Source organism: Dysosmobacter acutus, from assembly GCF_018919205.1.
Classification (GTDB): domain Bacteria; phylum Bacillota; class Clostridia; order Oscillospirales; family Oscillospiraceae; genus Oscillibacter; species Oscillibacter acutus.
Genome location: NZ_JAHLQN010000001.1, coordinates 2,462,723 through 2,488,622, shown reverse-complemented (window position 1 = coordinate 2,488,622; position 25,900 = coordinate 2,462,723). Strand labels below are relative to the sequence as shown.

Here is a 25,900-nt window from a genome sequence, read left to right as displayed (position 1 = left end):
GAGGAACGATTCATGAAATTCATGCAACAGCTGTCTGTTATCTTAGGTATTTCCCTTTTGGGCGAGGTGGTTCATGCTCTGGTGCCCCTGCCGTTTCCGGCCAGCATTTACGGCCTGGTGCTGATGCTGGCGGCGCTGTGCACCGGCCTCATCCCGTTAAGCCGGGTGAAAGAGACCGGAAAATTCCTGGTGGAGATCATGCCGCTACTGTTCATTCCCCTGACGGTGGGGATGATGGATTCCTGGCCGGTGCTCCGGCCCATCCTGCTGCCCTTTGCCGCCATTGTGCTCCTCTCCACCGTGGTGGTGATGGCGGTCTCCGGACGGGTGACCCAGTGGGCGATCCGGAAAGGAGGGCGCCGGTGAAGGAGATTCTGTGCCAGTCCGCCTTTTTCGGCGTGACCATCAGCCTGGCCGCCTATGGCTTGGGCATGTGGATGAAGAGCAGATGGAAGCTGGCGGTGTTCAATCCGCTGCTGGTGTCCACCGTTGTGGTGATCGCCGCGCTGGCGGTGCTGAGGATCGATTACGACAGCTACTATGAAGGGGCCCGCTATTTAAACTATTTTTTGACGCCGTCCACGGTGTGCCTGGCCATTCCCCTCTATGAGGAGCTCAGGCTGCTGGGGAAAAACTGGAAAGCCGTGCTGGCGGGCGTGGCCTCCGGCGTGCTGGCCAGCATGACCACGGTGTTTTTGCTGTGCCGGCTGTTTCGGATGGACCACACCATTTACGCCACGCTGCTGCCCAAGTCCATCACCACCGCCATCGGCGTGGGCGTGGCGGAGGAGCTTGGCGGGCTTCCCACCATCACGGTGGCGGCCATCATCGTCACCGGGATTTTCGGGAACGTGGCGGCGGAGGGGATTTGCCGGCTGTTCCGCATCCGGGAGAGTGTGGCCCGGGGCATTGCCATCGGCTCCGCCTCCCATGCCATTGGCACTGCCAAGGCCATGGAGATGGGCGAGGTGGAGGGCGCCATGAGCAGCCTCTCCATCGTGGTTTCGGGCCTGCTGACGGTGCTGTGCGCCCCGGTTTTTGCCGGAGTGCTATAAAAAAGGAGGGAGACCGCAACGCGGTCTCCCTTTCTGATTACCAGATGACGGTGGCAAAGTAATCGTCCGGCGTCTCCGGCCGGCGAATCAGCTCCACGCTGCCGTCCTCCCGGAGCAGCAGCTCCGCGGAGCGCAGTTTGCCGTTGTAGTTGTATCCCATGGAGAACCCGTGGGCGCCGGTGTCATGGATCACCAGCAGGTCGCCTGAGTCCACTTTGGGAAGCATCCGGTCAATGGCAAACTTGTCGTTGTTTTCGCAAAGAGACCCCGCAACGTCGTACTTGTGGTCGCAGGGCAGCTGTTCCTTACCCATAACGGTGATGTGGTGGTAGGCGCCGTACATGGCGGGCCGCATCAAATTGACGGCGCAGGCGTCCACACCCACATAGTCCTTGTAGGTGTGCTTTTCATGCACGGCGGTGGTTACCAGGTGGCCGTAGGGGCCCAGCATAAACCGGCCCAGCTCCGTGCACAGGGCCACATCCCCCATGCCGGCGGGAATCAGGAGCTCCTCATAGGCCCTGCGGACGCCATCGCCGATGACATCGATGTCGCCGGCAGGCTCCTCAGGACGGTAGGGGATGCCGATGCCTCCGGAGAGGTTGATGAACGTGATGTGGCAGCCTGTCTCCTCCTTCAGCTCCGCCGCCAGACGGAACAGAATGCGGGCCAGGGTGGGATAGTACTCGTTGGAGAGGGTATTAGAGGCCAGGAAGGCATGGATGCCGAACTCCCGGGCACCCAACTCCTTCAGGCGAAGGAAGGCGTCTCGGATTTGATCCCGGGTCATGCCGTATTTGGCGTCCCCGGGGTTGTCCATCACCTGAAAGCCCTCGTGGCTTTGCCCAATGGTGAATATGCCGCCGGGGTTGAAGCGGCAGCTGATTTTTTCTGGGATATACCCTAACGTATTCTTTAAAAAGTCCACGTGGGTGATGTCGTCCAGGTTGATGATAGCGCCCATCCGCGCCGCCATCTCAAACTCCTCAGCCGGTGTGTCGTTGGAGGAGAACATGACGTCCTCTCCCCGGACGCCGCACCCCTCGGCCAGCATCAGCTCCGTCAAAGAGGAGCAGTCCAGTCCGCAGCCCTCTTCGTGGAGGAGCTTTAAAATCTTGGGAGTGGGCGTGGCCTTGACGGCAAAATACTCCCGGAATCCGGGATTCCATGCGAAGGCACGTTTCAAACGGCGGGCATTTTCCCGGATGCCTTTCTCGTCGTAGATGTGGAAAGGGGTGGGATAGCGCTCAACAATGGAGCGCAGCTGCTCGGCGGTGACAAACGGTGTCTTCATGGCAATTCCTCTTTCTTCTTGCCTCTTTCCGTGGGGAAGGAGGGAAATCCTACTTATTTTAAGAGAAAAGAGGGCGGCTGTCAAGCAAAAGCCTTTTTTGCGGGAACAGGGAGGGGTTCCGCCGCAAAAATAGACAAGTGAGAGCGGTGGACAGAAAACGCGGCGGCGGGACCGTCCTGTGCATTGATTTTAGCGGGCCGGTCTGCTAAGATAAGAAGGAAAACCCGGTGGAATCCCCTCCGCGGGATTCCGCTTGCCCGCCGTTTTGCCGGGCAAGCGCCCAAGCGAAAATACCATTGATATTTTAAATGATATTTTGGATATCATCGAAAATTGGCGTTGGAAAATTGGCGGAAGGCGCACTATACTGAAAAAGAAAACGATTCCACAGACAGGAGGACGATGATAAATGGAAAAGGTGGTTGTAAACGCGATTGGGGAGCAGTGTCCCATTCCGGTGGTCAAGGCCACAAAGGCCCTCAAAGCCATGAGGGAGGCCGGGGAATTAGAGGTTCACGTGGACAACGACATCGCTGTGCAGAACCTCAATCGCATGGCCGCCAAGTTCGGCTGCAAAATGCGCTCGGAGAAGCAGGATGAGAAGCATTATGTGGTGACGCTGGACGTGGTCAATCCGGTGGCGGAGAGCGCCGTGGAGGAAGAGGAGATCACCTGCGCGCCCAATGCCATAGGCGCCTTCGTGGTGGCCGTGGACAGCAGCGTCATGGGCCGCGGCAGCGACGAGTTGGGCAAGACGCTGATGAAGGGGTTTCTCTATGCGCTCAGCCAGCTGGAGCGGCTGCCCAGGACGATTCTCTTTTATAACGGCGGCGCGCACCTGACCGCCGAGGGCTCCGACTCCATAGAGGATCTGCGGAACATGGAGGCCATGGGCGTGGAGATTCTCACCTGTGGCACCTGCGCCAACTTTTATCAGCTGACTCCCGTGGTGGGCGGAGTGACCAATATGTATACCATTGTGGAGAAGCTGACCGCCGCGGCAAAAGTGGTCAAGCCATGATCTACCTGGACAACGCGGCCACCACGCTGCATAAACCGCCCTGCGTCATCGAAGCGGTGACGGCGGCCATGACCTCCATGGGCAACAGTGCCCGTGGAGCCTATGGCAGCGCCCTGACCGCCTCCCGCACCATTTTTGAGACCAGGGAGAAGCTGGCCCGCCTTTTTGGCAGCGGCCGGCCGGATCATGTCTGTTTCACCGCAAACTCCACGGAGGCGCTGAACATCGCCATTGCCGGACTCTTTGGCTCCGGGGACCATGTGATCTCCACAGACCTGGAGCACAACTCCGTTCTGCGGCCGCTGTACCGCCTGGAGCGGCAGGGCGGAGAGGTGAGCTTTGTTCCAGCCGACCGCACGGGCCGGATCGACTATGATGCGTTTGAGGTGCTGATCCGGCCCAATACGAAGGGGATCGTCTGCACCCACGGTTCCAACCTGACCGGGGACTTGGTGGATATCCGCCGCGTGGGGCGGATTGCCCGCGATCACGGCCTGATTTTTGTGGTGGACGCCTCCCAGACCGCGGGTGTATTCCCCGTGAGTGTGGAGGACGCGGACGTCATCTGTTTTACCGGCCATAAAAGCCTGATGGGGCCCCAGGGCACAGGCGGGCTCTGCCTGGGTGACGGGGTGGAAATCCGCCCCTGGAAGACCGGCGGCACCGGCATCCAGACCTACAACCCGGACCAGCCGGAGGAGTATCCCACCCGGTTGGAGGCGGGTACGCTGAACGGCCACGGAATCGCGGGTCTGGGCGCGGCGCTGGATTACATTGGGGAGACCGGCCTTGAGGTGATCTGCGAGTATGAGCAGGGGCTGATGCGCCGGTTTTATGAACAGGTGTCCCGGGTGAAGGACGTGCGGATATGCGGAGACTTTGACGCAAAGCTGCGAGCCCCAATCGTATCTTTGAACATCGGCGATTACGATTCCTCCCAGGTTTCCGACGAACTCTCCGAGCGCTGGGGGATCGCCACCCGTCCCGGCGCCCATTGTGCGCCCCGGCTCCACCGGGCCCTGGGAACCCGGGACCAGGGGCTGGTCCGCTTCAGCTTTGCCTGGTTCAATACCGGGGAGGAAGTTGACACAGCGGCCCGGGCCGTCCGGACCCTGGCGGAGGAATAGAGATGCGGGAAAAAACGTTGAAGCTGATCGTCACCTTTCATACCACCGTGGGCGCCATGGCCATGGAAAAATGGTGCAAGGAAGAGGGGGTCCCCGGACGGCTGATTCCCGTTCCCCGGGCGATCAGCGCCGGATGCGGCATGTGCTGGATGGCGCGGCCGGAGGAGCAGACTCAGGTGGAGAGGGTCGTGGCGTCCCACGGCCTGGATGTGGACGGCACCTATAAGCTGATGCTGTAGAGGGAGGGAGTCTTTTGGCCGGAAGATCGAAATGCGAGGACTGTTTTCACTATGACTACGATGAGGAGATAGACGCCTGCGTCTGTGAAATGGACCTGGATGAGGACGAAATGGCCCGGTTCCTGCGGGCGGAGGCGGATCGCTGCCCCTATTATCAGCCCGGCGACGACTACACCCTTGCAAGAAGACAGTGAAAAAGAGCGCGGATTGTTCCGCGCTCTTTTCTTTATGTAGCCGCATCCTCTTCCGGGTCCAGAAGATGCATCACAGAGACCTCGTATGCGATGCGCTCCTGGGGGACGCCGTCGATGAGCTTTGTGTAGGTCCTGCTCTGTACCCGCCCCTCCAGGGCCAGAGGGTCTCCCACCTGCATGGCGCCGGCGCGCAGAGCCAGCTGGCCCCAGGTGATGACCGGCAGATAGTCGGCCCGGCCGTAATGGCGTCCCACGGCCAGCATGATGTCGCAGATGTTTCGCCCCAATGGCGTGCGGCGCAGAACAGGAGCCTTGCAGATGACGCCGGTGAGCTGAATCTCATTGCGGGTTTCCCCGTCACCAGGGGAGATGGATTGGGCGAAGACGGTGATCACCAGACGGTTTCCCTGGCCGCTCTTGTTGTTGAACGAGCGCAGCTGTCCGCTCAGGCGCAGGGGGACGTCCTGATGCACCTGATCCCTCAGGGACATGGGCAGCAGCACCGGCAGCCGGTCCGCCTGGCCGGAGAGGCGGGGCACTGCCAGCGGGAACTGATAGAAAGTCTGACCGTGATTTTCGTGGGAGAGGACGGGGGAGGATTCCGGGACGCCCCACAGCTCCACCTGGTTTTTACTGTTTGTCATATCCGTACACCTCTGTTGTTGATGAATAGTACACGATATGAAGGGCACGTCCCAATTAGACCTCTTTTCAAAAATGCTTTTTCGGCGTATAATACCACATAGATTGCCGGGTGAACTCGGCCGGATGGAGGATTGCGTGTGGCAAATCTGCTGGACTATATTGACTGGCGCGGAGACCTGACCTTTGCGATGTCACCGTTTAACGAGGTGGATAACCTGATCCTGGCGGAGCTTTCCTTTCTGGATTTTGAGGACATTGTGCCGCCGGTGGGCGGCGGAGCGGGCGTCCCGCTGAAAAAGGCGGCGGAGGACTATTTCAAGCTGCATCCCGACCGGGAGGAGGACATGGGCCTGATCGTGCCCGACCGCATTCCGGAGTTGCTGGAAAAGGCGGCGGGAAGCCTCCGGTTTTCCGGCATGGTGCTCAGCTGCTTTACCGACCGTCTGGACGAGGAGCAGGGGCTTCAGTTCGCCGCCTGCACGGCGGAATTGGGTGACGGCAGCCTGTATGTCGCCTTTCGTGGCACGGACGACACCATCGTGGGGTGGAAAGAGGATTTCAACATGAGCTTCATGGATGTGGTCCCCGCCCAGCGGGAGGCCGTATCGTACCTCCGCTCCGTGGCCGCCCAGCACCGGCGGCGGAAGCTGCGCATCGGCGGCCACTCCAAGGGGGGAAACCTGGCGGTATACAGCGCGGTTCACTGCGGCGCGGCCATCCAGCGCAGAATCCTGAGCGTGTACAACAACGACGGGCCCGGTTTTCGCACCAGCATGCTGCAAAAGGCGGAGCATACCCGGATTGCGGACCGGATCACCACCATTGTGCCCCAGTCCTCCGTGGTGGGGATGATCATGGAGCACGAGGAGACCTTTACCCTGGTCAAAAGCGACCAGAAAGGAATCTTGCAGCACGACGGCTTTTCCTGGGAGGTTATGGGAACCGGATTCGTCCATCTAACCGAGGATGCTCCGGAGCGCTGGCGCAACGACCTGACGCTGAAGGGCTGGATCTCCGGCATGAGCGATGAGCAGCGCCGCCGGTTTACGGAGGGACTCTTTGACATCCTCTCCGGTGCTGACGCAAAGACGCTGACCGAGCTGACGGAGGACGGGTTCAAGACGGCGGCCGCCATGGTGAAGGCCATGGCGGATATGGACAAGGAGACCCGGGATGTGCTTCTCTACGCATTCCGGAAGCTCTTTTTGAGCAAGGCCCAGGTGATCCAGGAGGAGCTGATCGGCAAGCGCCGGAAAAAAGAGAAGAAAGAGGAAAAGAAATGAAAGCGATCGTTTATACCTCCAAGGCGGGCCACACGGAGCGCTATGCCCGGATGCTCTCCAAGAGCACCGGCCTCCCGGCCTACACCCTGCCGGAGGCCAGAAGCGCGCTGGCCAAGGGCGAGGAGGTCTTTTACATGGGCTGGGTAATGGCCGGTACGATCTCCGGCATACGCCAGGCCGCAAAATGGTATCAGGTCCGGGGGGTGGCCGCCTGCGGCGCCTATGCGCCGGATCCGGAGGCCACCCGGCAGATGCGCGTCAACTGCGGTGTGGCGGAGGATGTGGGCCTCTTCTATCTCCAGGGCGGCATTGACTACAAAAAGCTCCACGGCCTGAACCGCTGGATGATGCTCTACATGAGCAAGATGATGGGCGAAAAATTAGAGGCGAAGCCCCAGCGCACGGAGGCGGAGGAGGAGATGCTCCGCACGCTGAAAGAGGGCGGCGACTTTGTCATGGCGAAAAACCTCAACGAGATCGAGGGGTGGATGAAAGCGCGGCAGGCCAATGAACTTTGACCCGCTGGAGCGGCGCTATCCCTCCCGGCGAGGGGTGATCTTCGGCCGATGCGCCGTGGCCGCCTCCCAGCCTCTTGCCGCCCAGGCGGGGCTGGACGTTCTCAAAGAGGGGGGAAACGCCGTGGACGCAGCCATTGCCGCCGCAGCTGTGCTGACGGTGGCGGAGCCCACCTCCAACGGCCTGGGCAGCGACGCCTTTGCCCTGATCTGGAACGGGAGGCGGCTCTACGGCCTCAACGGCAGCGGCTGTTCGCCCGCGTCCATTTCAGCGCGGGCTCTCTCCGGCCAAAGGGAAGTACCCCGCTTCGGCTGGACCCCGGTGACGGTGCCGGGAGCGGCGGGCGCCTGGGCGGAGATGTGGCGCCGCTTTGGACGACTGCCCTTTCCAAGACTCCTCCAGAGTGCTGTGGATGCGGCCCGCAATGGAGTGGTGGTGCAGCCCGCCACCGCCCGCAGCTGGCGTCAGGCCCTGGAGCTGCACAGCCGGGAGCTTCACGGACCGGAGTTTGAAGAGTGGTTTCGGGTGTTCGCCCCCGGCGGCGCAGCGCCCCGGCCAGGGGAGCTCTGGCGCTCGGAGGATCACGCCCGCACGCTGGAGGAGATGGCCCGGACGGAGTGCGAGTCCCTGTACCGGGGTGGCCTGGCGGAGCGGATTGACCGGGCCAGCCGGGAAAACGGCGGCTTTTTGCGCAAAGAGGACCTGCACGCCTACCGGCCGGAGTGGGTGGAGCCCATCTCCGTGGGCTACAGGGGCTATGAGGTCTGTGAGATTCCACCCAACGGCTGCGGAATCGCGGCGCTGATGGCACTCAATATCCTGAAAAACATGTCCCTGGGGGAAAAGGAGCGCGGGGATAGCTGCCACAAGCTGATGGAGGCCATGAAGCTTGCCTACAGCGACGCAAGGGAGTATGTGGCGGACCCAAGGTACATGGACTATTCTCCGGAAGAGCTGCTTTCCCCCGGCTACGGCGCCGCCCGCGCGGCCCTCATCGGCGATCAGGCGCTGGAGCCGGCGCCGGGCGCGCCGCCGAAGGGCGGCACGGTATACTTCTGCACCGCCGACGCAGAGGGAAACATGGTCTCCTTCATCCAGAGCAGCTATGTCGGCTTTGGCTCCGCGGTTGTGGTGCCCGGCACGGGCATCACGCTTCAGAACCGGGGCTGCGGATTCAACCTGCGCCCCGGCCACCCCAGCTGTCTGGGCGGAGGGAAAAGGCCCTGCCACAGCATCCTTCCCGGATTTTTGATGAAGGACGGACAGGCGGTGGGGGCGTTCGGCGTCATGGGCGGTGCCATGCAGCCCCAGGGCCATCTGCAGGTAGTCACCAATACCATCGACTTTGGCCTCAGCCCCCAGGATAGCCTGGACGCGCCCCGGTGGCAGTGGACCGGGGGCAGGGAGATTCTGGTGGAGCCCGGCTTTTCCCGGGAAATCGCGGAGGAACTTCGCCGCCGGGGCCACGAGGTCCGCTTTGCTCAGGGATCAGACTCCTTTGGCCGGGGACAGATCATCTGGCGGGACCGGGAGACGGGAATCCTCTGCGTGGGCACGGAATCCCGCTGCGACAGCGCCGCTGCCATCCTGTAACAGACAAAAAAGAAAGCCTGCCGGAGTCCCGGCAGGCTTTTTGCGTCACAGCAGAAGCAGCAGGTGGTAATAGCCGATCATCAGCAGGCAGAACAACAGCGACAGCGGCACCGTCTTGCGGATCAGCTCCCCAAGGGAGATGTGGAAGTAATCCGCCGCCACCACAAGACATACGTGGGTGGGAGAGAGCTGGCTGGCCGCGTGGCAGATGCACATGAGCAGCACCACCAGCGGCACTCCGCCGTCCATGGCGGCAAAGGCCAGGGGCGTGCCCAGGGCGATGATCCCGCTGGTGCCGCTGATGATGGTGCCCAGGAAAAACAGCAGCACAAAGATCAGGTAGGTGGGAATGGGAAGATTGCCCAACAAGTCGGGGAGCAGCTCCAAAACGCCGGTGTAGGCGATCAGCTCCTTCAGGACCAGAACCAAAAAGGTGCTGAACAGCAGCTTGGCCTCAAAGGCACTGGACACCATGGCAAGAAGCTCACGGGGTGAAAAGCGGCAGAGGATGGCCATGGCTGCAATGGAGATCAAAACGGCCTCCACCACACCCAGGCCGCAGGCCAGAATGAGGAAGAGGATCAGTAGCAGGGGCCACAGGTGCTGGAGCAGATGCAGCGCGTCCAGCCGCCGGCTGGAGCTGGGCGCTGAGCCCGGGTCCTTGGGCAGCTTGCGCAGATAGGGCAGGTAGCCCAACAGAACCAGCACGCAAACAGGCGCCAGCATGGCCAGCAGAAACCGGGGCAGAGCCACGCCGGACAGATTGCAGATCAGAAGCACTCCGGCATAGGTGGGCAGAGAGCTCTCCGGGATGTGGCGGAACCAGCTGGTGGTCACGGCCTGCTCTTTGGGCGTGAGATAGCCGTCGGTGGCGTCTTTGACAATATCGCCGCAGAGAATCATGGCCGCCGCGGAGGGAAGCAGACCGATGAACATGGAGGCGCCGGCCACATTGACGCGGCGGTTGTGAAAAAGGCCATTCAGGTCCTGCTGGGCCTGTTTGATGAGGCTGCGCCGCTCCAGCATCCGCTGGAGGTAGGTGATGAGATACAGGGATATCAGCACGGAACAGGAGCCGCGATCGGTGAAGACCCGGAGCACCCGGTGGAGGACAGCCAGCGCCGGTATGCGGTAGAGCAGCGCCGTCATCACCACGCCGCCAAGGATGGCCTGATAGAGGGGGCGGTGAAAGGCCAGCAGCAGAACGATCGTCAAAAAGACGACTCCCAGATATGCAGCCGTCATAGGTCCTCCCGGATTGCCGGCGCCGGGTAAGGGCGCCTGAACTTGTTGGGTCTTATCCCAGTATACGGGCAAAGCGGGGCGCTGTCAATCCACTGAACAGATGGCAAAAGGGCCGGAGCAGTGATCTGCTCCGGCCCAGGGACGTAAAAAGCTTAACGCTGGTAGTCGAATTCCAAGTTGTACATGGACACGGTGTCGCCGTCCTGAATGCCCATCTCCTCCATCCGGTCAAAGAGCCCGGACTCCCGGAGCATCTTGTCGAACCAGTTGCGGCTTTCATAATCGCCGAAATTGGTGTTGGCGATGAGCCGCTGGAGCCAGGGCCCCTCCACGATCCAGACGCCGTCCACCACCTCGATGTTCAAAGGTGCGGAAGTGTCCACCTCGGCGGGCCGGGGCACATACTCCGGCTCGTAGACCGCCACGGGCGGCAGGGCGGAGAGGGCCTGAGCCACCTTCTGCACCAGTTCCCGGGTGCCCTTGTGGGAGGCGGCGGAAATCTCATAGAGAGGATAACCAAGAGCTTCCACATGGCGGCGGAGCACATCCACGTTCTCCGCCGTCTCGCAGATGTCGGTTTTGTTGGCCGCCACGATCTGGGGGCGGACGGCCAGCTCGGGGCTGTACTGCTTCAGCTCCTCGCAGATGGCGTCGAAGTCCGCCACCGGGTCCCGTCCCTCGCTGCCGGAGACGTCCACCACGTGGACCAGCAGGCGGCAGCGGTCGATGTGCCTGAGGAAGTCGTGGCCCAAACCGGCGCCGTCGCTGGCACCCTCAATGATGCCGGGGATGTCCGCCATGACAAAGCTGACGCCCTCGTCCACATACACCACGCCCAGGTTGGGGTAGAGGGTGGTGAAGTGGTAGTTGGCGATCTTGGGCTGGGCTTTGGAAACCACGCTGAGCAGCGTGGATTTGCCCACGTTGGGAAAGCCCACCAGTCCCACGTCCGCCAGCAGCTTCAGCTCCAGGATCACATCGTGGGATTCTCCGGGCAGTCCCGCCTTGGCAAAGCGGGGCACCTGGCGGGTGGGGGTGGCAAAATGGGTGTTGCCCCAGCCCCCCTTGCCGCCCCGGCAGAGGACAAAGGGCTCTGAGTCCGACATGTCCCTGATGATCTCATTGGTCTCCGCGTCACGGATCAGCGTGCCCCGGGGGACTTTGATGGTCAGGGATTTCCCGTCCTTTCCGGACTTGCGGGCGCCCTGGCCGTCCACACCGTTTTCCGCCACGTACTTGCGCTTATAGCGGAAATCCATCAGCGTGGACATGTTGTCGTCCACTTGGACGATGATGGAGCCGCCCTGGCCGCCGTCGCCGCCGTCGGGACCGCCTGCGGCCACGTATTTTTCCCGGTGGAAGGAGACCGCGCCGTTGCCGCCCTTGCCCGCGCGGACGGTGATGCGGGCCTTATCGATAAAAGATGTCGCCATGGGAACCCTCCGTTTTCTCTTTAGTATGCCAATTGACGCCCCGGCCATACGTCCGGGAAGGACAAAGAGCCCCGAACGGAACGTTCGAGGCTCTTCTCACAATCTCATTACTGGGCTTCGTAAACAGAGACCTGCTTGCGATCTTTACCCAGGCGCTCAAAACGAACGACGCCGGAGGCGGTGGCAAACAGCGTGTCGTCGCTGCCCTTGCCAACGTTCACACCGGGATGAATGTGCGTACCGCGCTGACGAACCAAGATGTTGCCGGCCTTGACAAACTGACCGTCGGCACGCTTGGGCCCAAGGCGCTTGGACTCGGAATCACGGCCGTTCTTGGTGGAGCCCATACCTTTTTTATGAGCGAAAAACTGCAGACCAATACGGATCATAGCAAAGTACCATCCTTTCTGTAAGATGATGTTGGAAGAGGGAGGAGGTCAGCCCTCCAGCACCTCGACATAGTCCGGGTAATCCTCGTGCAATTGAGAGAGATAGACCATCAGCCCCGTCAAAAGCGTCTGACAGGTGGATTCCGCCGTGGGGGAGAGCCCCCCGGGCAGCCGGAGCGAAAGTTTCGCGTCCCGCTCACTGATCTTCACCGCTGCGGCCAGGCCCATCACGTCGTTGACGGTGGCCTCGACCAAGGTGATGACCGCGGTGATGGATGCGCAGACGATGTCCGCCCCGGCCTCGGCGTAACCGCTGTGGCCCCGGCTTTCAAAGCCCACGATCCGATTGCCCTCCAAATGGAACGTAACGGTGGTCATCCTCTTAGAGGGAGATCTTGCCGATCGTCACCTTGGTATAAGGCTGACGATGGCCCTGACGCTTACGATAGCCCTTCTTGGGATTGTACTTGAAAATACGGATCTTCTTGCCCTTGCCGTTCTTCACGACAGAGGCCTCCACCTTGGCGCCTTCCACTGCGGGAGCGCCGAACTTGGTGTTCTCACCGTCCAGGACAGCCAGGACACGGTCGAAGGTGACGCTGTCGCCGGCCTCTGCGGGCAGCTTTTCGATGAACAGGACATCGCCTTCGGCGACCTTGTACTGCTTACCGCCGGTTTCAATGATTGCGTGCATACTTTGCACCTCTCTTTCCTTTATTACGGACTCGCTGTCGGGGGCGGAGAAGTCTTCTCACTTGTCAACCCATTCAAAGCGGCTTATCAAGTATATCAGCGAATACCCGGCTTGTCAATGGATTCCGGAAGAAATTTGCAAAAAAACAGGGGAATCCCGGCACTTTTGCGGCAAACCGTCTCAGACCTTTTGATCCTGTGGCGCGGCGCGGCCGCAGAGCAAACGCCCCATCTCCAAAAAGTCCGTGTGGCGCACGTCCCGGGGCTCAAAGCGGAAGAGACGGAACACCGCCTGCATGGCTGCGCCCAGGCCGAAGACGGAAACCAGGGTCCCCATGCCGATGGGTCCCCTGAGCAGCCACGCGGCGCAGATCACCATCCCAAGCAGTATGACATTCACCGTTCCGATGGGGAGGCGGCGCATCCGTTTTCCTAAGGCCACCAGCAGGGAATCCCGGGGGCCGCAGCACAGCGCGGAGCGCATATAGATGAGCTGCCCGACGGCGATGATAAAAAGACCCAGAACCAGTACCGCAAAAGAGACGGGCAGAGAGGTTTGAAGAGGCACTGCCTCCAACGCGGTGAACAGGTCTATGCTGAGTCCCACCAGAACCGCGTCCAAGAGCGTGCCCATGCCGATCCGCTCCCCTAACAGCAGGTCGGCCCCCACCACAAAGACGCTCAGGAGAATGGAGGCGGTCCCATAGCTGATCCCAAAACACCGGGAGAGCCCCATATTCAAAGCGTCCCAGGGCGCCAGCCCGATGTTGGCCTGGATGGTCAGATAGATGCCGAACGCCGCCACAAAAAGCCCTCCAGCGGCCTGGAGAGTCCGGGGCAGAAGCATCAATCGGGGGGAACGGCTCATAGCGGACACTCCTTTTTACGCATTGGTATAGGACAGCTGCTCCACGGTCCAGCCGGCGATCAGCTCCGCGTACCACTTGCAGACCGATTTTGCGGCCTCCACGTTTAAGTTTACATAATTTCCGCACTCGGCGGCGCTCTTTCCGGGCAGCTCGCCGTCAAAGCCGGCGGCCTGCTGAAAGACCCGCTTTAAAAGCTCCACCGCATCCTCGCAGCAGAGCAGGCGGTTGTCAAAGAGAAAGTAGAAGCCGGTCTGACAGCCCATGGGGCCGAAATAGATCACGGCCTCTTGTTCCGGTGCGTTGCGCAGCAGCGTGGCGATGAGGTGCTCTGTGGAGTGGAGCTCGCTGTTGGAGAGCAGATCGCCGGTGTTGGGCTTCTTAAAGCGGAGGTCGAAGGTAATGATGTCTGCGTCCCGGCGGGAGAAGTAGAGCCCGGGCAGCAGGCTGTTGTGATCCACGGTAAAGCTGGCGATGCGGTCCATATCAGAATTCCTCCTGCAGTTTTTTGGCAAAGGGCAGCACCACCCTGCCCAAGGCTTTTAGGGCCTGGCTGAAATCAAAATATTCCTCCGCCTGCTTTTCAGAAAACAGCCGGTCGGACACGGACTTCAGGGAGACAAAGCGCACACCGCTGCGCAGGCAGACCTGAGCGATGGCTCCGCCCTCCATTTCGCAAAGAGTGGGGGAGAAGGTATCCCGCACCCGGCGGGCCCGATCCCCGCCCACGGCAAACCAGTCCCCGGTGGCCACCCGGCCCAGTTGGGCGGAGAAGCCCAGCTGACGCAGAAGAGCCTGGCAGTGCTCCGGCCGCCAGGTGGGAAATTCCACCCGGTTGACGGTGGAGACCAGGCCGATCGGGTCGCCCACGGCGGAGGTGTCCACGTCGTGCTGTACAAAGTCCCTGGCCAGCACCAGCGTGCCGATGGGCAGGTCCCGGCAGCACCCGGCCACGCCGGCGTTGAGGATCAGCTCCACGCCGCAGTGCAGGCACAAGAGCTCAGCGGCCATGGCGGCGTTCACCTTACCCACGCCTCCCGCGCAGGCCAAGATTCCCTCCGCCACCTCAAAGACCGGGATGCCGGACACGGTTTCCAGCGGTACAAGGTCCCGGGCGCCGGGCAGGGCGTGTAGCTCCGAGGGCATGGCGAATTGCAGACCAATTTTCATAGTGGCTCCTTTGCTGAAGACGGAGCGTGCTCCGTCTCTGATTTGGGAAGGTGAAATCAAAAAAAGGGGCGGACCCAAGGCCCGCCCCTTTCTGGAAGGCACTTATTTCCCGGAGACGATGGTCGCGGTGTCCATCGCGATCATCAGCTCTTCATTGGTGGGGATCAGCAGGACCTTGACCTTGGAGTCGGGGGCGGAGATCACGGTCTCTTCACCGCGGACCTTGTTGGCCTCGGCGTCCATCTTCACGCCCATGAACTCCAGATCAGAGGCAATGGCCAGGCGCTGGGAGGCGGAGTTCTCGCCCACGCCGGCGGTGAAGATGATGGCATCCACGCCGCCCATGGCGGCGGCATAGGAGCCGATGAGCTTCTTGACGCCGTAGTTGAACATCTCCACGGACAGGGAGGCCCGCTCATTGCCCTCCTTGCCTGCGTTCTCCAGATCACGGAAGTCGGAGCTGACGCCGCTGACGCCCAACACGCCGGACTTCTTGTTCAGAATGGAGACCATCTCCTTGATGTCCATGTTGTACTTGGTCATCAGATACTCAAGGATACCGGCGTCCAGGTCGCCGGAGCGGGTGCCCATGGGCAGGCCGGCCAGGGGCGTAAAGCCCATGGAGGTGTCCACGCTCTTTCCGCCGTCCACGGCGGTGACGGAGGAGCCGTTGCCAAGGTGGCAGGAGATCAGCTTCAGATCCTCGCTCTTTTTGCCTAACATGGCGGCGGCACGGCCGGCCACATACTTGTGACTGGTGCCGTGGAAGCCGTAGCGGCGGACCTTGTCAGTCTCATAGTACTCGTAGGGCAGGGCGTACATATAGGCCTTGGCGGGCATGGTCTGATGGAAGGCGGTGTCGAACACGGCCACCATGGGTACGCCGGGCATAACCTTCTCGCAGGCGCGGATACCGGTCAGGTTGGCGGGGTTGTGAAGGGGGGCCAGGGGGATGCAGTCCTCGATGGCGCGCATCACGTCGTCGGTGATGAGGACGGATTTGTTGAAGGCCTCGCCGCCGTGAACCACGCGGTGGCCCACAGCGTCGATCTCCTTCATGGAGGCGATCACGCCGTTTTTGGCGTCCACCAGAGCGTCCAGCACAGCCTGGATGGCTTCGGAGTGAGTGGGCATGGCCACGTCCACTTCCTTCAGCGCTTCCTTGCCTTCCACCTGGGGCTTATAGGTGAATTTGCCGTCGATGCCGATGCGCTCGCACAGGCCCTTGGCCAGCACCGCGCCGCTGTCGGGATTGAGCAGCTGATACTTCAGGGAAGAACTTCCGGCGTTGATGACTAATACGTTCATGTTTTTAACTCCTTTTTTCCAGACGCTTGCGTAACGCCCGCAAATGATATAAAATAATAACAATCAGTTTTCCCGCTATTTTCGGGACAACACCTTCATTATAACAAAAATTTTCCTGGATACAACCGTTATTTTCCTGGACTTTGCGGTTTTTGGATGAAAAAATTGTAACCAATTGTCACTTTTTGAGGGGGAAGTCCATGGGGGCGGCAGGTATAATAGCAGAATATAATCCACTTCATCTGGGCCACCAGTATCAGATGGAGCGCACCCGCGCCCTGTTGGGGGAGGAGACGCCCATCGTCTGCGTGATGAGCGGGAACTTTGTCCAGCGGGGAGCCTTCGCCATTGTCCGCAAGCATGTGCGTGCGGAGGCGGCGGTCAGCGCGGGAGCGGATTTGGTGCTGGAACTGCCCCTTCCCTGGGCCCTTGCCTCGGCGGAGCGGTTTGCCCAGGGCGGAGTCAGAGTTTTGCAGGCCACCGGCGTTGTGAGCCACCTCTCCTTCGGCAGCGAAAGCGGCGACGCTTTATCACTGATGGAGCTGGCCCGGGGCCTGCTGCGGCCGGAATTTCCACCGCTTTTGCGCCGGGAGCTGCGGTCGGGGGACAGCTTTCCCCGTGCCCGCCAGCGGGCGCTGGAGCAGCTTTTGGGCACGCGGGCGCATAGACTGGAACAGCCCAATGACACGTTGGGTGTGGAATACTGCAAAGCGCTGGCGCAGCTTGCACCGCGGATTGAGCCGCTGGCCATTTTACGCACCGGCGCCGGACACGACGGCGAGGCGGTGGGGGGAATCGCATCCGCCTCGGCCATCCGCGCACTGCTTTTGGATGGGAAAGAGGCGGACCGATACATGACCCCCGACATGGCCCGGCTCTACCGGGAGGAGATTGTCATCGGCCGCGCCCCCGTGGACCTGTCGGTTTGTGAAAGGGCGGTGCTGGCCCGCCTGCGGACCATGGAAGAGGCGGACTGGGCGCTCTATGACGAGGGGGCGGAGGGCCTCTACCACCGGTTTTACGACGCGGCCAACTCCTGCACCACGGTGGAGGAGCTGCTGTGCGCCGTCAAGACCAAACGCTATCCCATGGCGCGGCTGCGCCGGATGCTGCTGCGGGCCTATCTGGAGCTGCGGGACCTGCCGGAGGATATTCCATACCTCCGGGTGCTGGCCGCCGGTCCCCGGGGACGGGAGCTGCTGGCCCGGATGCGCCGATGTGCCGCGCTGCCGGTGCTGACCAAGCCCGCCGATGTGCGCGGCCTCTCGCCAGAGGCAAACCGAGTCTTTTTGATGGAGGTCCGGGCCACCGACCTCTATGCCCTTGCCTACCCATCTCTCCGCCAGGCATCCGGCGGCAGCGAATGGACAACAGGACCACGCATCCAAACTCCCTGAAAAGGAGCGTTTTCTATGGAAAAGCTGATCGCCCTGTTCTGCGCTCTTTGTCTGATGGCCGGCTGCGCCAGCGTCCCGCCGGAATCGGAGGAAGCGCCGCTGAAAAAAGAGCCTGCGGCGGAGAAAATCTCCCAGTCGGTGGAGAAATCCGCCGTCTACGGCGCTGCTGTCCAAACGGCCGCCTATACGGTGGAAAGTCAGATCCGCGCCGACACGGTCTATGATGAGGACGGAGCGCTGCTGGTCAACTACCGCTATGAGGTGCCCCATCTGACTGCATGGGATGAAGGCGGAGAACCCTGGGCCTGTCAGGATGACGATGTGGCCGCCAACCTTGAGACGTTCAACGGACGCTTTGAAGAGTGGCTCAGCGGTGAGGATTTCCAGGAGAAGGCGGACGAGGCCCGCGCGTTTTATGAGGACTGGAAGGCGGAGCGGGAGACTGCTCAAAGCGAGGCCGTTTGGAGCCGTGAATTTTTATACGACCTCTCGTTTACCTCCTATATGACCACCGACCTCATCAGCATCAGCGGGCGTTACTATGACTACAGCGGCGGAGCCCACGGAATGACCGTGCTGCTGGGCTGGAACTACGATCTGACCGGCCGGAGATTCATCGGCCCGCTGGAGCTTGCCGCCGACCAGGCCGCTTTCACAGAGGCGGTGGCCCGGGAGATTTTGGCTCAGATTGGACCGGGGGACCCGCTGTATTGGGATGATTACGATGAAATTGTGGCCTGTTGGCCCAATTATGCCGTCTCCTTCAATGAGGAAGGGATGGAGGTGGGATTTTCCCCCTATGAGCTGGCCTGCTATGCCGCCGGCCCCCAGCAGTTCCAGATATCCCGGGAATTCATGGAGCCCTATCTCAGCGACTACGGCAGGGCCCTCTTAGGATACGCGGCATAAAAAAGAGAGAAAGTCCCCATCCGGACCGGATGGGGACTTTTTGCAGCATGGTTGACAACAATACGAATTCGTACTAAAATAAAAGTACGAATTCGTATTGTGAGCAGGAGGGGCTATGGACGGGACGATGGAACAGGTGCGCAGCATCATGATCGGCATCAACCGCATTGACGGACTCTATTACCTGTGTGCAAAGCGCACGGGGCTCAAAGAGAACACCCTTGCCCTGCTCTATGCGCTCAACGACGGGAAGCGCCATACCCAGACCCAGATCAGCGAGCAGTGGCTCATCCCCAAGACCACGATTAATACGGTGGTAAAAGAGTGCGTGGAGCAGGGGTATGTGGCCTTTGAGCCGGGGGAGCGCAGGCGGGAAAAGACGCTTTTTCTGACCCCGGAGGGCAAGGAGCACGCGAGCGCCCTTCTCTCAGACCTCTGTCAAATGGAATGCACGGCGCTGAAAAAGACGCTGGAGCGCTATCCGGCTGACTGGATCGACGCCCTTTCGGAATTTGCCGCGCAGCTGACGGCGGCCTTTGGGGAAAAGGAGGAGCGCCGCTGAATACGGATTGAATCAAGGACGGAGTATCATAGTATGCATTTTGAAACCATGCAGCCCACAAGGTTGTTTTTCCACTGCGCGATTCCCAGTATGATCAGCATGGCGGTCAGCTCCCTTTACACGGTGGCGGACGGCATCTTTGTGGGACGCTTCATCGGCCAGGATGCCTTAGCGGCGGTGAACCTGGTCATGCCGCTGGTGATGATCTGCTTTGCCCTGGCGGATATGGTGGCGGTGGGCTCATCGGTCCAGATATCCATTTTGCTGGGCCGCAGGGAGGAGGACCAGGCGAGGCTGACCTTTTCCTCCTGCGTCAAACTGATTGCCGCCTTCTCCTGCCTGGCGGGTGTGCTTGGCTTTTTCCTATCAAGGCCGGTACTGCTGACCATGGGAGCGGGGGAGAACGTGACGGAGCTGGCCGCTCAATACATCCGGGTCTACGCTCTGTTTTCCCCACTTGTGATGGTGTTTTTCGCCATTGACAACTATCTCCGTGTCTGCGGAAAGGCCCGCTACAGCATGGTGCTGAATGTGGTCACGGCGCTGGGAAACATCCTGCTGGATTTTGTGTTTATCGTCCTGCTGCGCTGGGGAATCTGGTCCGCTGCGCTGGCCAGCTGCCTGAGCCTGTCCCTTGGGACAGTGCTGGCGATGGCACCCTTTTTCCGGAAAAAGCTGACGCTCTATTTTGTCAGAGGGGTCATCCCCCTCCGTCAGCTTGGACACCTGCTGGCCAACGGTTCCTCGGAGCTGTTTACCAACATCGCAAGCTCCGCGATGATGCTGATCCTGAATGCGGTGCTGCTGCGGATCGGAGGGTCGCTGGCGGTGGCCGCCGTCTCGGTGGTCCTGTATGTGGACAGCATCGTAAACTCCCTGGTCTTTGGGCTGGCGGACTCCATGCAGCCCGCCATCAGCTACTGCCACGGCCGCGGGCTCAGAATACGGGTCCGGGTGCTGGAACAGCGGGTGCTGCTCACGGCGGCGGCCATCTCTCTGGCGGCGCTTATTTTCATGCGCAGTTGCGGCGGAGGGCTCATCGCCCTCTTTGCCCAAAAGGGCGACGGCGCGCTTTTGATGATGAGCCTGCGGGCCATGGAGCTTTTTTCCCTGTCCTATGTGGTGAGCTGGGTGGACGCCTGCCTGGGCTCCTATCTGACGGCGCTGGACCGGCCCGGCAGGTCCCTGGCGGTCACACTCTGCGGCACGCTGGTGTTCCCGGTGCTGTCGCTTGGCATCCTTGCCCCGCTGTGGGGCCTGGACGGCGTGTGGTGCATGCCTTTGGCAGCCGGCATTGCCAGCGCCGTTGTAGCGGTGGCGGCCGTGGCCGCCATGGGGCGGACGGGCGGCGCCGCTGCAAGCGCTGATTCGCAGGAATGAAGAAAAAAAGCACCCGGTGGACGAAAGCCCACCGGGTGCTTTTTGATCGGTTGCCACAGTCATCGCGGCATCTCGCCGGCGGTCAAACGTGAAGGCGCGGACCGGATTTCCGGAAATTTCCTCGAATGAAAGCTTGTGGAAGGGAGAGATTGAATCCGGGGGCTTTTATCAAAAGAGCCTGTCTGCGCGATCAGGCGCGGCCGGACTGGAAAGGAAGAGAGTCATGGAAGAGAACAAACCCTATGTCCCCGCGGATCGGGTGATGCCTGAGCTGACAGTGGTTTCCGTGGTGTTAGGCGTGGTGCTGGCCGTCCTCTTTGGGGGCGCCAACGCGTATCTGGGGCTGCGGGTGGGGATGACGGTCTCCGCCTCCGTCCCCGCGGCGGTCATCTCCATGGGGGTGATCCGCAAGCTGATGCGCCGCAACTCCATTTTGGAAAACAACATGGTGCAGACCATCGGCTCCGCCGGGGAATCGGTGGCCTCCGGGGCCATATTTACGCTGCCGGCGCTGTTCATGTGGGCGGGAGAGGGCCTGGGCGACATGCCGTCGCTCCTTGAGATCGGGCTGATCGCCCTGTGCGGAGGCGTCTTGGGCGTGCTGTTGATGATCCCGCTGCGCAGCGCGCTGATCGTCAAAGAGCATGCCGTACTGGCCTATCCGGAGGGGCAGGCCTGCGCCGAGGTGCTCATCGCCGGGGAAGAGGGAGGCACCAGAGCCTCGGTGGTGTTCTCCGGCCTGGGGATCGCGGGGCTCTACAAATTCATTGCCGACGGGCTGAAGGCGTTTCCAAGCGAGATCGCCTATGATATCCACGGCTACCGGGGCTCCGGCATCGGTGTGGATGTTTTGCCGGCCCTGGCGGGCGTGGGCTATATCTGCGGGGTCAGGGTGTCCTCCTATCTCTTTGCCGGCGGCGTGCTGGGCTGGTTTGTGCTCATGCCTCTCATCGCGCTCTTCGGCGGAGATGCGGTGCTGTTCCCCGCCACCGTGTCGGTCAATGAGCTGCTTCAGGAAGGTTCTTCGGCGCTCTGGGGCAGCTTCATCCGCTATATCGGCGCGGGCGCCGTGGCGGCGGGCGGAATCATCAGCCTGATCAAATCCCTCCCCCTGATTGCGCGCACCTTCCGGGACGCCCTGGGAGGCTATGGCAAAAACGGACTGGGGACGCTCCGCACGGAGCAGGACCTCTCCATGGGATTTTTGCTGGCGGCGGTGGCCGTGGTGGCGGCCGCCCTGTGGCTGATCCCGGTGATCCCGCTCACGCTGCCCACCGCGCTGCTGGTCATCATCTTTTCCTTTTTCTTTGCCACCGTGTCCTCCCGGATGGTGGGGCTGATCGGTTCCTCCAACAACCCGGTCTCCGGAATGGCCATCGCGACGCTGCTGATCTCCACGCTGCTGTTGAAGGCTGCGGGCGAAACGGGGATTGAGGGAATGACCGCAGCCATCACTATCGGCTCTGTGATCTGCATCGTGGCAGCCATTGCCGGAGATACCTCTCAGGACCTGAAGACCGGCTTTCTCTTAGGCGCGACGCCCCGCAAGCAGCAGATCGGAGAACTGATCGGCTGCACGGCGTCGGCCATCGCCATCGGCGCCATACTCTATCTTCTCTCCATCGCCTGGGGATACGACTCCACGGAGCTGCCCGCCCCACAGGCCACGCTGATGAAGCTGGTGGTGGAAGGCGTCATGGGCGGAAACCTGCCCTGGACTCTGGTGGGGGTGGGTGTGATGATCGCCGTGGCGGCGGAGGTCCTTGGGATCCCAGTGCTGCCCTTTGCCATTGGGCTGTATCTGCCCATTTACCTCTCCACCCCGATCATGGCCGGCGCGCTGGTCCGGCACTTTGTGGAAAAGCGCCGCTACCGCTCGGAAGAGGAGAAGGACGGCGCGGTGCGCTCCGGTGTGCTCTACGCCTCCGGACTCATTGCCGGAGAGGGGCTTGTGGGTATTGTGCTGGCCCTGTTTGCCGTGATCCCCTTTCGGGGATATGCGTCCTTCGGCGCGTTCCTGGATCTTTCGAACCGGGGCGTCGGCATCGGCAGCGTGGGCGGGCTGGTCGCCTTTTCGTTGCTGCTTACAAGCCTCTGGTGGGCCGCCGCACGGGGACGGGACGGCAATTGAAGCTTGCAAGAAAGGCGGGAGGGCTGTATACTTTTGGTGTACGGCCTTTCCGGTCAGTCGGAGGAGGAAGCGTGGCAAAGAAGGAGAACTTTCTGGACTGGGTGCCTGAGGTCAATCCGGCGTTCCGGTGGGAGGAGCGGGAGGATGGCACGGTGGTCATCCATATGACCCACGGCGGCGTTTTTGACCGCATTGCCCAGACTGTGGCCCATACGCCGCCGGTGAGCCATATCGCACTGGACGGCTACGGCAGCTACCTGTGGCGCCAGATGGACGGAACTTCTACGGTTGGCCAGCTGGCGGAGCGGATGCTGGATCAGTTTGGACCCGAGGTGGAACCGCTTTACAACAGGCTGGTCTGCTACCTGAACACCCTTTGGAGCGGACGGCTGATCCGGTTTGCGGACGCTTCCCCGATGCCGGGAACGGCAAGTCGCGGCACCCGCGGAGCGCGGGGGAGATCATGGGCGGCCAACGCCGCAAGGAGGAAATAGAGCGATGCGTGTATTGGAACAGCTGGAGCCCGGCCGGGTATTTTACTATTTTGAGGAGCTTTGCAAAATTCCTCACGGCTCCCGGAATACCAAGGCCATCAGCGATTACTGCGTGGAGTTTGCAAGGGCCCGGGGCCTGGAGTGCCACCAGGACGCGGCAAACAACGTCATCATCGTCAAGGAGGCCACTCCCGGCTATGAGTCGGCGGAACCGGTGATTTTGCAGGGCCACCTGGATATGGTCTGCGAACAGGCGCCGGAGTGCACCCTTGATATGGAGAAAGAGGGACTGGAGCTGGCGGTGGACGGCGATCAGGTGTACGCGAAGGGAACCACCTTGGGCGGAGATGACGGCATTGCCGTGGCCATGACCCTTGCCGTGCTGGAATCCGGCGAGATCAGCCATCCCCGTCTGGAGGCGGTGTTCACCGTGGATGAGGAGATCGGCATGTTAGGAGCGGCGGCGCTGGATGTGTCGCCTCTAAAGGGCCGCAAGCTCATCAACATCGACTCCGAGGTGGAGGGCATCTTCACCGTCAGCTGTGCCGGCGGCGTGGTGGCCCGGTGCGACCTGCCGGTTCAGTGGGAGGCGGCGGCTGGAACCGTGTATACCGTGACGGTGGGCGGCCTGAAGGGCGGCCACTCCGGCGTGGAGATCGACAAGGGCCGGGGCATGGGCAACGAGCTGATGGGCCGGATCCTCTGCGCCCTGAGCCGCCGGACGGAGATTCGGCTGGTGTCCGTCGGCGGCGGCACAAAGGACAACGCCATTGTCCGGGAGTCCTCCGCCCGGTTCCTGTGCGAAGACACCCGGACGGTGAGGGAAACGGTGGAGGAACTGGAAAACGCCTTCCGCCAGGAGCTGGCGTCTTCCGATCCGGGGGTGAGCGTTTTCCTGACCGCTTGCGAAAAGTGGAGCGGAAAGGCCATGACCAATGCCTCCACCCAGGGGATCGTTCTCTTTCTGAGCCTTTCCCCCAGCGGCATTCAGGCCATGAGCCAGGATATCCCGGGCCTGGTGCAGAGCTCGCTGAACCTGGGGATACTCACCACGGAGGAGAACCAGGTGGCGGCCGCCTACTGCGTCCGCAGCTCCGTGGCCAGCCAGAAGCAGATGATGATAGACCGGCTGGGTTTCCTGGCAGGTCAGATCGGCGGAACGCTGCACTTGAGCGGCGACTATCCGGCCTGGGAGTACCGCAAGGATTCGCCCCTGCGCCAGGTGATGGAGGACGTATTCACGGAGCAGTATGGCCGCGCCCCCAAGGTGGAGGCCATCCACGCGGGGCTGGAATGCGGCCTTCTCTCCGGAAAGATGCCGGGATTGGACTGCGTGTCCATCGGCCCCGATCTCACCAAAATCCACACCGCCCAGGAGCGGATGAGCGTCTCCTCTGTCCAGCGGGTCTGGACGTTCCTGCTGGAGGTGCTGAGGCGTTGCAGGTAAAGGCAGTCGGAACGCCGCGCACAGGAGGGATATCACATGGATCAGGAACAGCTGCTTTTAAGGCTCCAGGGGGACCTGGACGCTGTTGTGATGCAGATTGGAGAGGCGGATTACGGCTGTGAGGAGCGGCCGGAGGGAGAGCCGGACCGGGTGTTCCTCCGGATTCTCACCCACCGGGGCCAAGTGTGCCGGGAGGTCCCGGAGCCTCTTTTGGAACGTCTGGGCCTGGAGGAGGGAACAGCCTTCCGCCTGAAGGACCTGAGTTGATCGGATTTTTCAAAAAAGCGCCTCTTCCAAACAGGAAGAGGCGCTTTTTATCAGGGCTGATCGTCGGTGAAGTGCACATGGTTGAAGATGTGATCCTGACAGTAGCAGTGGTAGCCGGTGCAGCGGGAGCAGTAGCGGAACTGGAGCTCCGGATGATCCGCGTCGGTGCGGCCGCAGACGGCGCATTTGTGGCGGTAGGAGCGCTTTGTGGGTTCCTCTTTGTGCATCGTCTTTCGGAAGCTGCTGCTCTGCCGGCTGTGCTGGTAGCGCTTGCGCTCGGCAAAGTGGAAGAAGTCCGGTGCGAAAAAGACAAAGAAGTTAAAGAGCGCAATGAGGGGGAAGAGGATACCGCTGAGGTTGAACCATATAAGAGAGCGCAGGATGTCCACCGCGAAGAGCGCCGCGTTGGCCCATGCCAGCCACTTGACCTTCAGCGGGATGATGAAAAACAGCAGTACCTGCATGTCGGGGTAGAGCATGGCAAAGGCAAAGAACATGGACATGTTCACATAGTAGGTGCCGGACAGCGTCAGATACCAGTTGCCGCTGATCAGCGAGGCGGCCACTGTGGCCAGGAGCGTCAGCACCGCGCCGCTGAGGTAGTAGAGCGTGAATTTGGCCGTACCCCACTCCCGCTCCAGCACACTGCCCACGAAATAGTAAAAATAGAGCGAGATGGCCAGGGAGAAGAGATCGAAGGTATTGGGGACAAAGAGGAACGTCAGCAGCCGCCAGAGTTCACCGTGGAGCAGGTGGTACAGATCAAAGCTCAAAAAGGAGATGGCGCCGTAATTGCTCAGCCGGGCCAGCAGATAGATGATGGCGTTGCCGATGACAATGGTCATCATCAGGTTGGGGATGCCGAAGCGCGGGTGGGTGGCGCAGAACCGGTCCACCGCGTCATACAGTTTTCTCAAAATCACAACCTCCATTGCGAAAGACAAATCATAACGCAATATACCATACCATAGAGAATGGGAAAAGTCATGTCTATTTTTTGAATTTCCTGTAATGGCAGCAAAAAAACGCAAATCACACAGAATCCGGCAAGTGTATATTGACAATCCGTCAAAAACTGCGTAGTATAGTAAACACAATTGAATCCCTTATCAAGAGTGGTGGAGGGAACGGCCCTGTGAAACCACGGCAACCTGCCCTGCAAGGTGCCAAATCCGACGGCTATCGAAAGATGAGGAGCGGTAAAAGCTTACTGACACGGTCCGTCGAGTACGGAGCGTGCTT

29 protein-coding genes and 1 riboswitch are annotated in these 25,900 nt (G+C 61.1%); of the genes, 17 read left to right on the top strand and 12 right to left on the bottom strand.

Annotated elements, in window-relative coordinates:
• Positions 1–12 precede the first annotated feature (12 nt).
• Positions 13–366, top strand: a complete 354-nt coding sequence (locus tag KQI82_RS11975) for a CidA/LrgA family protein (RefSeq protein ID WP_216632977.1) — start codon at positions 13–15, stop codon at positions 364–366.
• Positions 363–1,055 (top strand): LrgB family protein, encoded by a 693-nt coding sequence (locus KQI82_RS11970; RefSeq protein WP_216632976.1) that lies wholly within the window; start codon positions 363–365, stop codon positions 1,053–1,055. The genes KQI82_RS11975 and KQI82_RS11970 overlap by 4 nt, the downstream gene beginning before the upstream one ends.
• Before the next feature lie 37 nt (positions 1,056–1,092).
• Here KQI82_RS11970 and KQI82_RS11965 read toward each other — a convergent pair whose 3' ends face one another.
• A complete protein-coding gene (locus KQI82_RS11965) occupies positions 1,093–2,349 on the bottom strand; it encodes a diaminopimelate decarboxylase (RefSeq protein WP_216632975.1) in 1,257 nt (418 codons plus the stop codon).
• A 409-nt stretch (positions 2,350–2,758) separates the two neighbouring features.
• On the opposite strand from KQI82_RS11965, the gene yedF reads away from it, so the two are divergent.
• Genes yedF through KQI82_RS11945 form a run of 4 tightly spaced genes read left to right on the top strand, consistent with a single transcriptional unit; the run spans position 2,759 to position 4,930 of the window.
• Positions 2,759–3,370 (top strand): sulfurtransferase-like selenium metabolism protein YedF, encoded by a 612-nt coding sequence (yedF, locus tag KQI82_RS11960; protein ID WP_216632974.1) that lies wholly within the window; start codon positions 2,759–2,761, stop codon positions 3,368–3,370.
• A complete protein-coding gene (locus tag KQI82_RS11955; RefSeq protein WP_216632973.1) occupies positions 3,367–4,497 on the top strand; it encodes an aminotransferase class V-fold PLP-dependent enzyme in 1,131 nt (376 codons plus the stop codon). Before yedF ends, KQI82_RS11955 begins: the two co-directional genes overlap by 4 nt.
• A 2-nt stretch (positions 4,498–4,499) precedes the next feature.
• A complete protein-coding gene (locus KQI82_RS11950) occupies positions 4,500–4,736 on the top strand; it encodes a putative Se/S carrier protein (RefSeq protein ID WP_216632972.1) in 237 nt (78 codons plus the stop codon).
• Positions 4,737–4,750: 14 nt separating this feature from the next.
• Positions 4,751–4,930, top strand: a complete 180-nt coding sequence (locus KQI82_RS11945) for a DUF6472 family protein (protein WP_216632971.1) — start codon at positions 4,751–4,753, stop codon at positions 4,928–4,930.
• 32 nt (positions 4,931–4,962) lie between these two features.
• Here the strand turns inward: KQI82_RS11945 and KQI82_RS11940 are convergent, their stop codons facing one another.
• Positions 4,963–5,574: a single-stranded DNA-binding protein gene (locus KQI82_RS11940; protein ID WP_216632970.1), complete on the bottom strand. Its 612-nt coding sequence runs from the start codon at positions 5,572–5,574 to the stop codon at positions 4,963–4,965.
• 138 nt (positions 5,575–5,712) lie between these two features.
• Here KQI82_RS11940 and KQI82_RS11935 point away from each other — a divergent pair, with 138 nt between their 5' ends.
• The 3 genes from KQI82_RS11935 to KQI82_RS11925 are packed head-to-tail and all read left to right on the top strand — an operon-like array spanning position 5,713 to position 8,967.
• Positions 5,713–6,858: a DUF2974 domain-containing protein gene (locus tag KQI82_RS11935; protein WP_216632969.1), complete on the top strand. Its 1,146-nt coding sequence runs from the start codon at positions 5,713–5,715 to the stop codon at positions 6,856–6,858.
• Entirely contained in the window at positions 6,855–7,376 is a 522-nt protein-coding gene (locus tag KQI82_RS11930; RefSeq protein WP_216632968.1) for a hypothetical protein, read from the top strand. The genes KQI82_RS11935 and KQI82_RS11930 overlap by 4 nt, the downstream gene beginning before the upstream one ends.
• On the top strand, positions 7,366–8,967 hold the full coding sequence (locus KQI82_RS11925) for a gamma-glutamyltransferase family protein (protein ID WP_216632967.1): 1,602 nt from the start codon (positions 7,366–7,368) through the stop codon (positions 8,965–8,967). The genes KQI82_RS11930 and KQI82_RS11925 overlap by 11 nt, the downstream gene beginning before the upstream one ends.
• Positions 8,968–9,012: 45 nt before the next feature.
• On the opposite strand, the gene KQI82_RS11920 is transcribed toward KQI82_RS11925, so the two are convergent.
• The 9 genes from KQI82_RS11920 to KQI82_RS11880 form a co-directional block, all read right to left on the bottom strand.
• Positions 9,013–10,212 (bottom strand): DUF401 family protein, encoded by a 1,200-nt coding sequence (locus KQI82_RS11920; RefSeq protein ID WP_216632966.1) that lies wholly within the window; start codon positions 10,210–10,212, stop codon positions 9,013–9,015.
• A gap of 152 nt (positions 10,213–10,364) precedes the next feature.
• Entirely contained in the window at positions 10,365–11,645 is a 1,281-nt protein-coding gene (obgE, locus tag KQI82_RS11915; RefSeq protein WP_216632965.1) for a GTPase ObgE, read from the bottom strand.
• A 107-nt stretch (positions 11,646–11,752) separates the two neighbouring features.
• The gene (gene rpmA, locus KQI82_RS11910) at positions 11,753–12,034 is read right to left on the bottom strand and encodes a 50S ribosomal protein L27 (RefSeq protein WP_187333584.1); all 282 of its coding nucleotides are present in this window, start codon (positions 12,032–12,034) and stop codon (positions 11,753–11,755) included.
• Between the two features lie 48 nt (positions 12,035–12,082).
• The gene (locus KQI82_RS11905) at positions 12,083–12,412 is read right to left on the bottom strand and encodes a ribosomal-processing cysteine protease Prp (RefSeq protein ID WP_216632964.1); all 330 of its coding nucleotides are present in this window, start codon (positions 12,410–12,412) and stop codon (positions 12,083–12,085) included.
• A 4-nt stretch (positions 12,413–12,416) separates the two neighbouring features.
• Positions 12,417–12,728 carry a 50S ribosomal protein L21 gene (gene rplU / locus KQI82_RS11900; protein ID WP_216632963.1) on the bottom strand — a complete coding sequence of 104 codons (312 nt, stop codon included), beginning with the start codon at positions 12,726–12,728 and terminating at the stop codon, positions 12,417–12,419.
• A 180-nt stretch (positions 12,729–12,908) separates the two neighbouring features.
• Complete coding sequence (locus KQI82_RS11895; protein WP_216632962.1) at positions 12,909–13,595, bottom strand: YczE/YyaS/YitT family protein; 687 nt, start codon at positions 13,593–13,595, stop codon at positions 12,909–12,911.
• Between the two features lie 15 nt (positions 13,596–13,610).
• Positions 13,611–14,078, bottom strand: coding sequence for an S-ribosylhomocysteine lyase (locus KQI82_RS11890; RefSeq protein ID WP_216632961.1), 468 nt, complete (start codon positions 14,076–14,078; stop codon positions 13,611–13,613).
• Between the two features lies 1 nt (position 14,079).
• Positions 14,080–14,763: a 5'-methylthioadenosine/S-adenosylhomocysteine nucleosidase gene (locus KQI82_RS11885; protein WP_216632960.1), complete on the bottom strand. Its 684-nt coding sequence runs from the start codon at positions 14,761–14,763 to the stop codon at positions 14,080–14,082.
• 102 nt (positions 14,764–14,865) lie between these two features.
• The gene (locus KQI82_RS11880; protein ID WP_216632959.1) at positions 14,866–16,071 is read right to left on the bottom strand and encodes an acetate/propionate family kinase; all 1,206 of its coding nucleotides are present in this window, start codon (positions 16,069–16,071) and stop codon (positions 14,866–14,868) included.
• A 200-nt stretch (positions 16,072–16,271) separates the two neighbouring features.
• On the opposite strand from KQI82_RS11880, the gene KQI82_RS11875 reads away from it, so the two are divergent.
• From KQI82_RS11875 to KQI82_RS11840, 8 genes are all read left to right on the top strand, one after another.
• Positions 16,272–17,468, top strand: coding sequence for a tRNA(Met) cytidine acetate ligase (locus KQI82_RS11875; protein ID WP_216632958.1), 1,197 nt, complete (start codon positions 16,272–16,274; stop codon positions 17,466–17,468).
• 15 nt (positions 17,469–17,483) lie between these two features.
• Entirely contained in the window at positions 17,484–18,377 is an 894-nt protein-coding gene (locus tag KQI82_RS11870) for a DUF3298 and DUF4163 domain-containing protein (RefSeq protein WP_216632957.1), read from the top strand.
• Between the two features lie 115 nt (positions 18,378–18,492).
• A complete protein-coding gene (locus KQI82_RS11865; protein WP_216632956.1) occupies positions 18,493–18,939 on the top strand; it encodes a MarR family winged helix-turn-helix transcriptional regulator in 447 nt (148 codons plus the stop codon).
• Between the two features lie 33 nt (positions 18,940–18,972).
• On the top strand, positions 18,973–20,319 hold the full coding sequence (locus KQI82_RS11860; protein WP_216632955.1) for an MATE family efflux transporter: 1,347 nt from the start codon (positions 18,973–18,975) through the stop codon (positions 20,317–20,319).
• Between the two features lie 223 nt (positions 20,320–20,542).
• On the top strand, positions 20,543–22,450 hold the full coding sequence (locus KQI82_RS11855) for an OPT family oligopeptide transporter (RefSeq protein ID WP_216632954.1): 1,908 nt from the start codon (positions 20,543–20,545) through the stop codon (positions 22,448–22,450).
• Between the two features lie 71 nt (positions 22,451–22,521).
• On the top strand, positions 22,522–22,944 hold the full coding sequence (locus tag KQI82_RS11850; RefSeq protein ID WP_216632953.1) for a PqqD family protein: 423 nt from the start codon (positions 22,522–22,524) through the stop codon (positions 22,942–22,944).
• A 4-nt stretch (positions 22,945–22,948) separates the two neighbouring features.
• Positions 22,949–24,391 (top strand): aminoacyl-histidine dipeptidase, encoded by a 1,443-nt coding sequence (locus KQI82_RS11845; RefSeq protein WP_216632952.1) that lies wholly within the window; start codon positions 22,949–22,951, stop codon positions 24,389–24,391.
• A 36-nt stretch (positions 24,392–24,427) separates the two neighbouring features.
• Positions 24,428–24,658, top strand: a complete 231-nt coding sequence (locus KQI82_RS11840) for a hypothetical protein (RefSeq protein ID WP_216632951.1) — start codon at positions 24,428–24,430, stop codon at positions 24,656–24,658.
• 50 nt (positions 24,659–24,708) lie between these two features.
• Here KQI82_RS11840 and KQI82_RS11835 read toward each other — a convergent pair whose 3' ends face one another.
• Positions 24,709–25,575, bottom strand: coding sequence for a rhomboid family intramembrane serine protease (locus KQI82_RS11835; RefSeq protein WP_241426702.1), 867 nt, complete (start codon positions 25,573–25,575; stop codon positions 24,709–24,711).
• A 186-nt stretch (positions 25,576–25,761) separates the two neighbouring features.
• Positions 25,762–25,854, top strand: a riboswitch (SAM riboswitch).
• Positions 25,855–25,900: the final 46 nt, after the last annotated feature.